General features: G+C 40.1%; 15 protein-coding genes, 1 tRNA gene and 1 pseudogene. 13 read left to right on the top strand and 4 right to left on the bottom strand.

The features are described from left to right. Positions 1-92: 92 nt before the first annotated feature. Together H6G40_RS21210 and H6G40_RS21205 are read left to right on the top strand one after the other, a co-directional pair. Positions 93-263: pseudogene (locus tag H6G40_RS21210) on the top strand (DUF4351 domain-containing protein); the annotation flags it as partial. Positions 264-302: 39 nt separating this feature from the next. Further along, positions 303-803, top strand: coding sequence for a hypothetical protein (locus tag H6G40_RS21205; protein WP_002736130.1), 501 nt, complete (start codon positions 303-305; stop codon positions 801-803). Positions 804-1169: 366 nt separating this feature from the next. On the opposite strand, the gene H6G40_RS21200 is transcribed toward H6G40_RS21205, so the two are convergent. Then, a tRNA-Thr gene (locus H6G40_RS21200) sits at positions 1170-1241 on the bottom strand. A 59-nt stretch (positions 1242-1300) separates the two neighbouring features. On the opposite strand from H6G40_RS21200, the gene H6G40_RS21195 reads away from it, so the two are divergent. The 5 genes from H6G40_RS21195 (at position 1301) to H6G40_RS21175 (ending at position 6027) form a co-directional block, all read left to right on the top strand. Beyond that, positions 1301-1555, top strand: coding sequence for a DUF3493 domain-containing protein (locus H6G40_RS21195; RefSeq protein ID WP_002737802.1), 255 nt, complete (start codon positions 1301-1303; stop codon positions 1553-1555). A gap of 221 nt (positions 1556-1776) precedes the next feature. Next, positions 1777-2070 (top strand): RNA recognition motif domain-containing protein, encoded by a 294-nt coding sequence (locus H6G40_RS21190; protein ID WP_002736839.1) that lies wholly within the window; start codon positions 1777-1779, stop codon positions 2068-2070. 480 nt (positions 2071-2550) lie between these two features. Then, positions 2551-2844 (top strand): RNA recognition motif domain-containing protein, encoded by a 294-nt coding sequence (locus H6G40_RS21185; protein WP_002738211.1) that lies wholly within the window; start codon positions 2551-2553, stop codon positions 2842-2844. A gap of 198 nt (positions 2845-3042) precedes the next feature. Then, entirely contained in the window at positions 3043-5565 is a 2523-nt protein-coding gene (locus H6G40_RS21180) for a glycogen/starch/alpha-glucan phosphorylase (RefSeq protein ID WP_002736567.1), read from the top strand. A gap of 180 nt (positions 5566-5745) precedes the next feature. Beyond that, positions 5746-6027 (top strand): hemolysin XhlA family protein, encoded by a 282-nt coding sequence (locus H6G40_RS21175; RefSeq protein WP_002736843.1) that lies wholly within the window; start codon positions 5746-5748, stop codon positions 6025-6027. A 111-nt stretch (positions 6028-6138) separates the two neighbouring features. Here the strand turns inward: H6G40_RS21175 and H6G40_RS21170 are convergent, their stop codons facing one another. Together H6G40_RS21170 and H6G40_RS21165 are read right to left on the bottom strand one after the other, a co-directional pair. Then, positions 6139-6561, bottom strand: a complete 423-nt coding sequence (locus H6G40_RS21170) for a type II toxin-antitoxin system VapC family toxin (protein WP_042790766.1) — start codon at positions 6559-6561, stop codon at positions 6139-6141. Then, positions 6548-6808: a hypothetical protein gene (locus H6G40_RS21165; RefSeq protein ID WP_002737535.1), complete on the bottom strand. Its 261-nt coding sequence runs from the start codon at positions 6806-6808 to the stop codon at positions 6548-6550. The genes H6G40_RS21170 and H6G40_RS21165 overlap by 14 nt, the downstream gene beginning before the upstream one ends. A gap of 168 nt (positions 6809-6976) precedes the next feature. Here H6G40_RS21165 and H6G40_RS21160 point away from each other — a divergent pair, with 168 nt between their 5' ends. The 6 genes from H6G40_RS21160 to H6G40_RS21135 all read left to right on the top strand — a co-directional run bounded on the left by H6G40_RS21160 (position 6977) and on the right by H6G40_RS21135 (position 12983). Next, positions 6977-7135, top strand: coding sequence for a hypothetical protein (locus tag H6G40_RS21160; protein ID WP_176721701.1), 159 nt, complete (start codon positions 6977-6979; stop codon positions 7133-7135). 299 nt (positions 7136-7434) lie between these two features. Further along, on the top strand, positions 7435-7716 hold the full coding sequence (locus H6G40_RS21155; RefSeq protein WP_002737336.1) for a type II toxin-antitoxin system RelE/ParE family toxin: 282 nt from the start codon (positions 7435-7437) through the stop codon (positions 7714-7716). Between the two features lie 9 nt (positions 7717-7725). After that, positions 7726-8040, top strand: coding sequence for a HigA family addiction module antitoxin (locus H6G40_RS21150; protein ID WP_002737909.1), 315 nt, complete (start codon positions 7726-7728; stop codon positions 8038-8040). 353 nt (positions 8041-8393) lie between these two features. Beyond that, positions 8394-8600, top strand: a complete 207-nt coding sequence (locus tag H6G40_RS21145) for a type II toxin-antitoxin system HicB family antitoxin (RefSeq protein ID WP_002740815.1) — start codon at positions 8394-8396, stop codon at positions 8598-8600. Further along, positions 8590-8811 carry a type II toxin-antitoxin system HicA family toxin gene (locus tag H6G40_RS21140; protein WP_069475672.1) on the top strand — a complete coding sequence of 74 codons (222 nt, stop codon included), beginning with the start codon at positions 8590-8592 and terminating at the stop codon, positions 8809-8811. Before H6G40_RS21145 ends, H6G40_RS21140 begins: the two co-directional genes overlap by 11 nt. Positions 8812-8936: 125 nt before the next feature. Further along, complete coding sequence (locus H6G40_RS21135; RefSeq protein WP_069475673.1) at positions 8937-12983, top strand: CHAT domain-containing protein; 4047 nt, start codon at positions 8937-8939, stop codon at positions 12981-12983. On the opposite strand, the gene H6G40_RS21130 is transcribed toward H6G40_RS21135, so the two are convergent. After that, on the bottom strand, positions 12980-13339 hold the full coding sequence (locus H6G40_RS21130) for a hypothetical protein (RefSeq protein WP_069475674.1): 360 nt from the start codon (positions 13337-13339) through the stop codon (positions 12980-12982). The genes H6G40_RS21135 and H6G40_RS21130 overlap by 4 nt on opposite strands. Between the last annotated feature and the right edge of the window lie 117 nt (positions 13340-13456).

Genomic DNA, 13456 nt, shown 5'->3' with positions numbered 1-13456 from the left:
CGGAGAGGCTATGGCTTTAGAAACTTTCGGAATTTTTGGGTTAGAAGTATGTTGTCTTGGCATCTTGTCTGTTGATTTAGCATAAAGGGTAACGAAGAGCCATTATTCGTCTGATTAAACGTAAGTTAGGAGCTATTGATGTGGCTCTAGAGAGTTGGATTATAACCTTAAATATTGATGCTCTGGAACGAGTGGGAGAAGCTTTATTGGATTTTTCGACAGTGGAGGATTTAACTAATTGGTTAAATGCTTTAGACGCTTAGTATTTTTCTATTAAACTTCACAGAAGGATATTTATTGTTATGGGTATAACTTTTGAAAATGCTATCCAGCAAACTCAAGATTTACTAAGTCAAATTGAGTTTTTAGATACCGATACAATCACTCAGGAAATTACTGAGTTAGTCTCAACAGAAAATGGAGCCAGAGGATTCTTTGTTACTTATTCAACCAGCGATTTATCCTATACGGAATATCCTAGTTTGGAGGTAATCACCGCTTTAAAAACTTCCCCGACATTGGTGAATGAATTATTAGTTAAAAATCTGGTCATGTCCACGGCAATGGTCATCTATCATCGCAGTCAAGGAGACGAAGAAAATGCTCGAGGTTCTGAGAAAGTCCAAGAAAAAAACAGTCAACTAATTAAGCAGTTATTATCGCCAGCCTTGGGGGAAAAATTACGACAATTAGCTACCAGTTTAAACACAGGACAAGGAGAATATCAAGCCTTTCTAGAACGCTGGGGATATGACGATTGCCAACGTCAAGCGATCGCAGAAATTATTCAAACTTTTCTTTAGTAACTAGCTGATTTTTTCCCAAAGATTTCGACCAAAATAGGGAACGATCGGTTAGAGGAATTAACTCTTTTACCTCTTGTTTGCTGCTAAAATGGCTTATTGAAGTCAATCGGCTCTCTTACTCTTGTTGTGATAAGTTTAACTTATATAAGACCGATCAATCTTTGTGTCCTTTGTGTCTTTGTGGTTCGTTCCATTCGCTCGCCAGTGGGAATGTATCTGAGAATAGATTTTACCCACCAAACCCAAGAGAGCCGCAAATCCCCGGCAAAGGCCTTAGGGGGTTTTGCCATAGCCGCCACAAAACCAAGGCATTTAACCACTGTACCAGTATTTCTTAGTCAACTTCCGGGAGGTAAAACCCCAAGCCGATGATGGGATTTGAACCCACGACCAATTGATTACGAATCAACTACTCTACCACTGAGCTACATCGGCACATTGCCAGTTTCCGATTATATCACGGACAATAGATACAAAGCTAGAAAGATTTTTTTATGAGCAAATCCCCTCGACTCGATACCCAAAAATACGCCCGCTTGAAAGAGGAAGCGGCCAATCCCTACCGAGGTCTGCGGCAGTTTATCTATCTCGGTTTAGGTGCTTCCGGTTTTATTGGTGCGGTGGTTTTTCTGGCCCAATTAGCGGCAGGCAGGGACGTAGCCACCGCTTTACCCAATTTTGCCCTACAAATCGGTGTGGTGGCCCTGATGATTTGGTTATTTCGTCGGGAGAAAAAAGCTAGCAGTTGAGGGAGTAGCCACCGATAGCCAAAACAGTCTCTTGCCCCAGAGAATAAAAGTTAACATTAACTCCAGTCTTTTCGTGTTATGATCGAGGCGAGAGTCAAGATTGGTGTTCAAGTTCGTTTTCAGTATTAACTCGGTAAGTCTTTTACTTTAGTATTGTTCGGCTTCTCCCTGAATTTTGTGTCTCCACACCGTTTCGAGTATTGTTCGAGGATTCAAGTATTATGTCTATTTTTGTTGGTAATCTCTCTTACGAGATTTCCCAAGAGGATCTGGTCGAGGTCTTTCAAGACTACGGCAAGGTTAAAAGGGTTCATATTCCCGTTGACAAAGAGACACAGCGCAAACGCGGTTTCGCCTTCGTGGAAATGGAAGATAAAGCCCAGGAAGCCAAAGCGATTGAGGCACTAGATGGCGCTGACTGGATGGGGCGATCAATTAAAGTTAACGAAGCCCGCGAGCGTGAAGAGCGTGCGCCCTTCAATGGTGGTGGTGGTGACAGAAAAAAACGCTATTAAGCTTTTTTTGTGAATAATTGTGGGAGGGTGGACAGGGTTCACCCTTTTTTTGTCGTTAATTAGGGTTTGCGGCAAAAAGTTTTTCGTGGGGGCAGGGTGTGGGGTGTGGGGTGTGGGGTGTGGGGTTTTACCCATTTTCAGGGGGTCAGTTACCTAATTTTCAGGGAAAAAGTACCTGAATTTTACCCCCGATCACTCCAAGGGTCAGCACTTTTTGAGGTAAAAAAAGTCTAAAAACCTTATCTAACAAGGTTTTTAGATTTATTCAGCAAACCCCAAGTAAACTATAAGGGATATCGCCATCAGATTCTGATCGGCGATCGACTCTTTCTGTGTTATGATCGAGGCAAGAGTCAAGATTAGTGTTCAAGTTCGTTTCCAGTATTAATCTGGTAAGTTTTTTACTTTAGTATTGTTCGGCTTCTCCCTGAATTTTGTGTCTCCACACCGTTTCGAGTATTGATCGAGGATTCAAGTATTATGTCTATTTTTGTTGGTAATCTCTCTTACGATATTTCCCAAGATGATCTGGTCGAGGTCTTTACAGACTACGGCAAGGTCCAAAGAGTCCATATTCCCGTTGACAAAGAGACACAGCGCAAACGCGGTTTCGCCTTCGTGGAAATGGAAAATAAAGCCCAGGAAACCAAAGCAATTGCCGCACTGGATGGTGCTGAATGGATGGGGCGAGCAATTAAAGTTAACGAAGCCCGCGATCGTGAAGAGCGTGCGCCCTTCAATGGTGGTGGTGGTGACAGAAAAAAACGCTATTAAGCTTTTTTTGTAAATAATTGTGGGAGGGTGGACAGGGTTCACCCTTTTTTTGTTGGTAATTGCGATCGCTGCTCCCCTCAAAACCAATAGAAATCTAAATGTCTGAGTCTCTCCAAAAGGTAACAAGTAAACTATAAAGGATATCGTCATCAGGTCTGATCGGCGATCGACTCCCGAATATATGGACAACAAAAACCCATGGAGACAACCTCTAGCCTAGCTGATGGGCGTGAAGCACTTCAATGCCCCACTTTAGTTGAAGATGATCGCACGGGCATGAGTCCCGAAACCCTAAAACGGGCTTTTCTGGACAATCTATTTTATTTGCAAGGGGTTAACCGCACTAATGCCAGTCCCTACAATTACTATGTCGCCCTTGCCTACACCGTTCGCGATCGCCTGCTGCGTCGTTTTCTGAAATCCACCGACACCTACAAACAAGAAAAAGTTAAACTCGTCTGCTATTTCTCCGCCGAATTTCTCATGGGGCGGTATTTAGGTAATAATCTCGCTAATTTGGGTATTTACGACCTAATCAAAGAGATGATCGAGGAATTAGGTCTTGATTTTGAGGAAATTATCGAACAGGAACCAGATCCCGGCCTCGGCAACGGCGGTTTAGGGCGTTTAGCGGCTTGTTTCCTTGATTCTCTCGCTTCCTTGGAAATTCCCGCCATCGGCTACGGTATCCGCTACGAATTTGGCATTTTTCATCAAATGATCCAAGACGGTTGGCAGGTGGAAATCCCCGATAACTGGCTACGCTTCGGCAATCCTTGGGAATTACCCCGTCCCGATGAAAGTGTGGAAGTAAAACTGGGTGGCCGGACGGAAATCTATCACGATGATAAGGGACAGGAACGGGTACAATGGCTGCCGGAACGTCGGGTTTTAGCCATTCCCCACGATACCCCCGTCCCGGGTTACAAAACCAACACGGTTAACGCTTTGCGTCTCTGGAAAGCAGAAGCAAGTGAATCGTTTAATTTTGAGGCTTTTAACGCCGGGTTATACGATCAATCCGTGGCTGAAAAAATGGACGCGGAAACCATTTCTAAAGTCCTTTATCCCAACGATAATACCCCCGCCGGTCGCGAATTACGTCTCGCCCAACAATACTTTTTTGTGGCCGCTTCCCTGCAAGATTTAATTCGCATTCACCTAAAAAGCCACAAAAATCTGCAAAATTTCCACGAAACCGCCGCTATTCAACTAAACGACACTCACCCCGCCATTGCGATCGCTGAGTTAATGCGTTTGTTAGTGGATGAAAACGGCTTAGAATGGTCAAAAGCTTGGACAATTACCCAAAAAACCTTCGCTTATACCAATCATACCCTATTGCCAGAAGCCCTAGAACGTTGGTCGGCGGATCTGATCGGGAAATTGCTACCCCGACATCTAGAAATTATCTACCTGATTAATCACTTTTTCCTCGACGATGTGCGGACTTGGTTTCCCGATAACGAGGAATTATTGGGCAAATTGTCGATAGTTGAAGAAGCTGGTTGGGGTAATAAACAAATTCGCATGGCTAATTTAGCCTGTGTGGGTAGTCACTCGATTAACGGAGTCGCTGCCTTACACACCGAGTTGCTGCAAAAAGACACCCTGAAAGAGTTTGCCATGCTCTGGCCAGAAAAATTCTATAATAAAACCAATGGTGTCACCCCGCGCCGGTGGATTTTATTGAGCAATCCCCAATTATCGGCACTATTTACCGAAAAAATCGGCGATAATTGGTTAAAAGACCTGAAGGAATTGCGAAAACTGGAACAATACCTTGATGATCCTGAATTCCGTCAGCGTTGGTATGAAATTAAACAGGCGAATAAGGCCGATTTAGCGGCTTATATGCTGAAAACCCGCAATATCGAGGTGGATGTTAATTCGATTTTCGATGTGCAGGTAAAACGGATTCACGAATACAAACGCCAACATCTGGCAGTTCTGCACATTATCGCCCTTTATAATCGCATTAAACAGAACCCTCAGATCGATATTGTGCCGCGCACTTTTATCTTTGGTGGTAAGGCAGCCCCCGGTTACTTTATGGCGAAGTTAATTATTAAGTTAACTAATGCTGTGGCTGAAATTGTGAATAAGGATCCTGATGTCAGAGGTCGTTTAAAATTGGTTTTCCTGCCTAACTTTAACGTTTCTTTGGGTCAACGCATCTATCCGGCGGCGGATCTTTCCGAACAGATTTCTACGGCGGGTAAGGAAGCTTCCGGAACCGGTAATATGAAGTTTGCCATGAATGGCTCCCTCACCATTGGGACTCTGGACGGCGCTAATATCGAAATTCGCGAGGAAGCAGGGGCAGAAAATTTCTTCCTTTTTGGCTTGACAGCAGAAGAAGTTTATGCTAAGAAAGCACAGGGTTATGAACCGATGAGCTATTACAAAAATAATCGCGAATTGAAGGGAGTGATCGATCGAATTAAGAGTGGTTATTTTAGCCATGGTGACCAGGAATTATTCAGGCCGATCGTTGATTCTCTCCTCTACGATGACCAGTATATGCTTTTAGCTGATTATCAATCCTACGCTGATTGTCAGGAACAGGTAAGTGAAGCTTATCGCGATCGGGACAAGTGGACGCGGATGTCGATTCTTAACTCGGTTCGCATGGCAAAATTCTCTAGCGATCGCACAATCTGGGAATATTGTCAAGAGATTTGGAAAGTTAATCCGGTCAAGATTAGTTTAGAGGATTAAAAAACTCGGTCAAGTTCGGGTTTAGTCTTTGACTAGCCCGAATTCTGGAACCGTCGCCCCAAAAATGCTTTGTGAAAAGGATAAAATTTATTATTTTTTGCTATCCAAAAACTGGGTCAACACTTTTGAGTTTTAGGGTGAATGATTCGGGGAGCTTTTTGATTATGAGGAAAAATATAAATGTCAGTAATAATTGAACAAAACCTAGGGGAAATTTTAGCTCAAATTAATCACAAATTAGAGAATTTACAAAAAGATGTTACAGACATCAAAATTGAGTTAACAGAAGCTAAGGGGGAAAGACAGGTATTAAAGGTGGAAATCGATAACCTGAAGCAAGATGTTAAGGCAATTAAAGGTTCACAACAGGCTCAAATTTGGACATTAATTGGTATTTTAATTACGGCGGTAGGAGGGTTTTTAGTGGCAGTGGGTAGGTTTGTTATTTCCGGTAATCCTTAATTACAATACCGTCTAAACTATGATTGAGAGTGATTAAATGATCGACTATGATTAGATTGTTTTTAGACAATCACACAATCACAAAAATCCTATTCATTTGATTCCCAAGTACTAAGGATATTCTAAGAATAAATTTTGAAAAGTATGGTTATCCTGCCAGCGATAGATTGAAAAATCGCGGCGATCTGACGTTAAAATTCTCCCGTGTCCTAAGTTTTCAGCTAATACTACTAATGAAGCATCAGCTAGATCCATTGGTATATCTTCATAACGGTCTATGAGTTGTTCCATTCGTCTAACATGATTTGATTGTAATTCAAATACTTCAAAACCACCTGCTAAGAAATTTTGAATAAATAGCAGTTGAGCATGATTACCGAGACGAGTTAGCAAAAGGTAACAAGTTTCGGTGACAACACACCAGGTTGTTATTAGGGGTTCTCGCAATCTTTGAATTACAAGCTGTGCTTGTTGATGATGATGATCTTGCTCATTGGCGAGGGCCAACCAGAAGCCTGTATCAACTATAATCATGTTTGGCTGACCATTCTTCCTTCAGGATAGTTTTATAGTTAGTAGAAAGATCGGGCGAACCTTGTCCACACCCAATAAAACCGCTTTCTTTCAGCACTTTAAGGGGATCTGAGTTACGCGGGTGTAGTTTGGTATATTGTTGCTCAATAACTTGATTGAGTAGGGTAGTTATATCCTGATCGCTATGTTGTTGGATGTAGGCGAGTTTTTCCCTTTGTTCTTGGCTAAGATGGATGGTGATGTCCATAGTCTTTCTCCTTAATAATGTCTAAACTATGATTAGAATGATTGAATGATCGACTATGATTAGGTTATCTTTGACAATCATGAGTGTTTATTATATTATATTATACGGTTGGTATATCGAAAAAACATCACAGTTCATCACATAATCACATCAATCACAGTACAGACAATGAATGAACAACACTCCCAAGCATATATTAATTTAATTGAACAGTTGCTCATTTGTGCTGATGATGAGGAACGAACTAATATTCTGCAAGCTAATATGGAATTGATCGATCCCGAATTTTTGCAGGTGATGGAAAACTATGCAACGGGGTTAGAATAATAAGGATACAATAATAACCATGCAGATTGATTTAACACAAAACTTTGGGCAATATCTCAACCCTCAAGCGAGAAATATAGAAGAATATGAGGCGTTTTTAACTGTTGGGGACATTGACAATAGGCTAAGGTGTTGTTAGTATATCCAACATGAAGGCTACCGCGCTCATTCGTCGTCGCGTCATCTTGGCCCCAGACGCATTCGCAGAAGTCCCTGTCTGGCCTGTTCCCCAACCAGTTCTGCCATTGGAGCATCCTTACGTCATATACTTAAAAGTAGGATAAGAAATTGTTTAGAGAGTGAGCCAAAACTTTAAAGATAAAGAAGCTCAAAAAGTTTTTGAACGTAAACATTCGCGTAAATTGCCATTAGATATCCAACAAGTGGCATTGCGAAAATTGCGGATGCTTAATCGTGCGGAAACCCTGCAAGATCTTCGTGTCCCACCAGCAAATCGATTGGAACGTCTGGTTGGTGACAGGGAAGGTCAATATAGCATTCGGGTTAACGATCAATGGCGAATTTGCTTTGTCTGGCAAAACGGTGATGCTCTAGACGTAGAAATCGTTGATTATCATTGAGGTAAAATAATGAATGAAGATAAACTAATGCCAATTCATCCCGGTGAGGTTCTTTTAGAGGAATTTATCAAGCCAATGAACCTTAGTCAGAATCAAATAGCTCTGGCTCTTGGAGTTCCCGAACAATGTATTAACGAAATCGTTCACGGAAAGCGGTGTATCACGGCGGATATAGCTCTTCGGTTAGCTCGTTATTTTGATATGTCACCGCGATTTTGGCTGGGATTACAAATGGATTACGATCTGGACGTTGTTGAAGATGAAATAGGAGATCAATTGGACAAAGAAGTTGCTGTAATGACAGTTATTTGTGCAGAAAAGTAATTTGTTTGATATGTTCTAAGGCAGAAACTTGGAATATATCAAACAAATTTGGCAGCGACCCCCCCTTGACAATCACGAATATTTATTGTATCACACTATATCATAAGGTCGCTCTCTCTCAAAAAAAATCACAGTCCATCACATAATCACATCAATCACAGTACAGACAATGATGGAAGACTATGCAACAGGGTTAGAAGAACAAAGAAATAATACTCCTGTTGCTTGGTTACGGGATATAAAGTATAGAATCTTGTTATGTAGAAGTCTAAAGCATGATCTATATGATTATTTAATTGACTGTCATTCTAGCCTGACCTATAATCATGGAAAGCTCAATCAGGAAAGTGAAAATGAGACAGGTACTTACAGCGAGAATTTTTCAAGAAGATAATTGGTTTGTTGCCCAATGTTTAGAGGTTGATGTTGCTAGTCAAGGGGAAACGGAAACCGAGGCGTTAAACAATCTGCAAGAGGCTTTAGAATTACATTTTGAACCGCCTTGTGCAACAGTTATTCCCCGATTACAGAAGATAGAGGTAGAGATCAATGCCGCTTAAGCCTTTATCTTATCGTGAGATTAAACGCAAGTTGGAAGCGGCAGGGTTTGAAGTTGTTAGTCAAAAGGGGAGTCATGTTAAGTTTGCCAAGGATACTCCGGAAGGAAAAAGGACAACGATTGTTCCCTGTTATAAGGAGGTAACAATCGGTACAATTAGCAGTATTTTAAGGCAGGCGGGATTAAGGGTTGATGAGTTTGAGCGTTTATAGTTAATATCCTCTATAGCATTCTGTGTCATAATCGCCCTATATCAAGGGGACTCATCCTATCATAGAGTCATCCGCCAAAAAACATCATAGTCCCTCATTCAATCATTCTAATCACAGTACAGACAATGAATGAACAACGCGCCCAAGCTTATGTTAATTTAATTGAACAGTTGCTCACTTCTGCTGATGGGGAGGAACCCAATATTCTGCAAGCAAATCAGGAATTGATCGATCCCGAATTTTTGCAGGTGATGGAAAACTATGCAACTTGGTTAGAACAACAAGGAAATCATAATCCTGTTGCTTGGTTACGGAATATGGCGCAACAGTTGGGGCGATATCTCAACCGTCAAGCGGGAAGTATAGAGGAGTATCAGGCGTTTTTATTAGAAGTCTTACAAGCAGAAGCAGAGAGTAATAGTGATCCTACCGTGGTTTATCCTATCCTACAACGCCGTCAACATCTGTTAGATGATACCTTTGCCCAAGTGTTGCAACAACGCGCTAGAAATGTGTTTTCTGAATGGAATGCTGAAGAAGTAGCAGGTATTGGCAGAGTGATTCAATATTTATGTATTAATATTCAACAGTTTTCCTTGGGAAGTAGAACTAATAATCTGGAAATTGCTATTACAGGCTATCAAGCTCTCTTAGAAGTATATAGCCGTAATGTTTTTTCTTATCGATGGGCAAGTTTACAAAATAGTCTGGGGATTGCTTATAGTGATCGCATTCTTGGGGAAAAGGCAGATAATCTAGAGTTAGCTATTGCCGCGTACAACCAGTCTTTAGATGTATTTACTCGTGAAGCCTTTTCTGAAGATTGGGCAAATTTACAAAATAATCTGGGGTGTGCTTATCGTAATCGCATCAAAGGGGAAAAAGCAGATAATCTAGAGTTAGCCATCGTAGCTTTAAATCAGTCATTAGAAGTCTATACCCGTGAAGCCTTTCCTTATGAATGGGCAAGATCACAATATAATTTAGGGTTAGCTTATAGAGATCGCATTCTTGGGGAAAGAGCAGAAAATATAGAGTTGGCGATCGCAGCTTTTAACCAGTCTTTAGAAGTAAGAAACCGTGATAACTTTCCTTCTGAATGGGCAAGGACACAACTTGTCTTGGTGGATGCTTATAGAGATCGCATTCTTGGGGAAAGAGCAGAAAATATAGAGTTGGCGATCACAGCTTTTAAGCTGTCTTTAGAAGTATTAAACCGTCAAGCTTGTCCTGAACAAGACGATAACAATGTTTTTTCTCAAGGGAATGTGGCAGGTGTTGCAGGGATAATTCAAAATTTATGTGTTGATATTTCAGAGTTTCCCTTGGGCAGTCGAGCTAATAATCTGGAAATTGCGATTAAAGGCTATCAGACGCTCTTGGAAGTATATACTCGTGAAGCATTTCCTGATAAATGGGCAACAACACAAAATAATCTGGGAGAAGCTTATAGAAATCGCATCAGAGGGGAAAGGGCTAATAATTTAGAGTTAGCGATCACCGCTCATAACCTATCTTTAGAAGTAAGAACTCGTGAAGCTTTTCCTGAAGATTGGGCTGGGACACAAAATAATCTGGGTAATGCTTATCGTGAACGCATCAGAGGGGAAAGGGCTGATAATCTAGAGTTAGCTATCGTAGCTTTAAACCAGTCATTAGAAGTCTATACTCGTGATGCCTTTCCTGAAGATTGGGCAAGGTCACAAAATAATCTGGGTGCTGCTTATCTAGATCGCATCAGAGGGGAAAGGGCAGATAATCTAGAGTTAGCCATTGAAGCTTTTAACCTGTCATTAGAAGTATATACCCGTGAAGCCTTTCCCTATGAATGGGCAAGGTCACAAAATAATTTGGGAAATGTTTATCAAACTCGCATTAAAGGCGAAAAGGCAGATAATCTAGAGTTAGCTATTGTAGCTTATAAACTATCATTAAAAGTATATACCTGTGATGCCTTTCCTGATGAATGGGCAAGGTCACAAAATAATTTGGGGAATACTTATGTTCGCATTCTTGGGGAAAGGATAGATAATTTAGAGTTCACTATTGTAGCTTATAACCTATCTTTAAAATTAAAAGTCCATACTCGTGATGCCTTTCCTGATGAATGGGCAAGGTCACAAAATAATTTTAGGAATACTCATGTTCGTCCCATTCTTGGGGAAATCACAGATAATCTAGAGTTAGCGATCGCCGCATATAACCAGTCTTTAGAAGTTTATACCCGTGAAGCTTTTCCTGAATATTGGGCAAGGTCACAAAATAATCTGGGGAATGCCTATCTTCACAACAGATGTTTTGAAGATAGATTTGACGATAGAGAGGAAAGGACAGAAAATCTAAAGTTGGCGATCAATAGAGAGGAAAGGACAGAAAATCTAAAGTTGGCGATCACAGCTTATAACCTGTCTTTAGAAGTATATACCCCCACTGCTTATCCCATATACTGTTTAGGAATAGGACGAAACTTAGGAAATACTGCCAACTTTATCCAAGACTGGGAAACCGCCATCAAAGGCTACAACTTAGCTATCGAAGCAGTAGAAAATACCCGACTCGAAGCCTTAAACCCCCAACGACAACAAGAAATTCTCTCTGAGGCAATGGATGTTTATCATGGCATTGTTCAATCCTATCTCAACCTCAATCAACCAGATCGCGCCTTAGAATACGTTGAACGCAGCAAAACCCGCTATTTAGTCCAATTGCTTACCGACCGAGATATCTATCCTAAAGGTAATATCCCCCAAACTATTATTACGGAATTAGATCGCCTCCGTCGTGCCATTATTGGGGAAGAACAACAGTTAGCCATCCAAGAACAAACCCGCAATCGGGGAGTAACTTTAACTCTAGATGAACAAAGACAACCCATCTTAAATGACTATACTCACCTCAATAAATTAAAACAAGAATTAAATCAATTTATTGACCGTGAAATAACGAAAATAGATGAGAATTTTATTTTAACTCAAACGGTTAAGCCTATTCCCTTTCAAGACATTTTATCTTTAACCGATGCTGAAACTTGTCTTTTGCAATGGTATATCACAAGTGAGAAAATACTCGCTTTTGTTGTATCTGCTGATGGAAATATTAACCTTTGGGAATCTTCAGAAGATGATCGAGATAAATTAACTGATTTAATTAATAATTATCTACAGCTTTACTACTCCCAAAATGGCCATCAAGAATGGATAAATCAACTTTCTGACCTCCTGCAAACCTTCTCAGATACCCTACATATTAATGATATTCTGACACTTATTCCAAATACTTGTAAACGCTTAATTATTATTCCTTATTTATTTCTGCATATTTTACCCCTTCATGCTTTACCTATTAATCACAATCAAATATTACAAGATAAATATGATGTTCAATATGCCCCTAGTTGTCAATTATTTAAAATTACTCAACAGCGTCAATTAAACGATTTAAACTCCCTTTTTGCCATTCAAAACCCCCAAAATAATCTACTTTTTACGGATTTAGAAGTAGAAATCATTAAAAATTTGTTTGTTCAAAGTGATATTTTAGCCAAACAAAACGCTACTGAAATCGCCATCAAAACTCATCAAAACTTCCCCTTAGCTAACTGTATCCATTTTTCTTGTCATGGTACATTTAACCCTAGTAAACCCCTAGAATCTGCTTTAATTCTTACCAAAGAAAAAACAGATCAAGAAGATGGTTATTTAAGATTAGGAGAAATATTTGAACTGAATTTTAAAAACTGTCGTCTTGTCATGCTTTCTGCTTGCGAAACTGGCTTAATTGATCTTAATTCTATTAGTGATGAATATATCGGTTTACCGAGCGGTTTTCTATTTGCAGGTAGTCCTAGCGTTGTTAGTAGTTTGTGGAAAGTAAATGATTTATCAACTGCATTTTTACTGATCAAATTTTATGAAACTTTACCCAAAAATCCCAAAAAAGGTGAAATTGCAGTTAGTCTTAAAAATGCTCAAAAATGGCTACAAACCTTAACCCTTGACCAATTTGAACAAGAATTAGAAAGATTTCAACTCCAATTAGATAAAATCATCAATCAACTGGGAGGAGGAAAACGCCCAATTTTTAACGAGTCTCTGAAACAAATTCGTCAACGTCAACCCTATCCCTTTAAAAATCCCTATTATTGGGCAGGTTTTATTGCTACAGGATTTTAATCTGTCTCCTTACAAAAAGCATCTAAACCAATATCTTCGACAACAAACAAAACGACGGGAACAACTAAAGTAACGGGAAACTGTAAACATCCTGCGACAATTCCAATCAGTTTAAAGACTTTTTTAGTTTTGGCTGAACAAATAAAAGGACGACATTTTGTCGCTAATTCATCTAAATCTAAGCTTTTATCTGGTTCTGTTCCAGTTTCGCGCATTCTCATTAAAATGATTGCGTCTTGTAAGTTTCCTTCACATTCCTCAATAACATCAAGTGCAATTAAAGCGTTCTCATTGTCCGCAAATTGAATACGGTACTGAGCAATTTTTTCCGGTGTTAACTGCGTTGTGTCTGACATAATACCATCCTTAAAGCGCCAATTCAAAAATGAAACGCATCAACCTCAAGAGTTGACAAAGAAAGGCTCATCAGGTACTGTCTGATCATTAACAAAAACAAATCAGACCCAAAATGA

It is taken from the genome of Microcystis viridis FACHB-1342, from assembly GCF_014698335.1.
GTDB classification, from domain to species: Bacteria; Cyanobacteriota; Cyanobacteriia; order Cyanobacteriales; family Microcystaceae; genus Microcystis; species Microcystis ichthyoblabe_A.
Note: the sequence above shows the minus strand (reverse complement) of the source record. Positions and strands in the feature narration are given on the sequence as shown.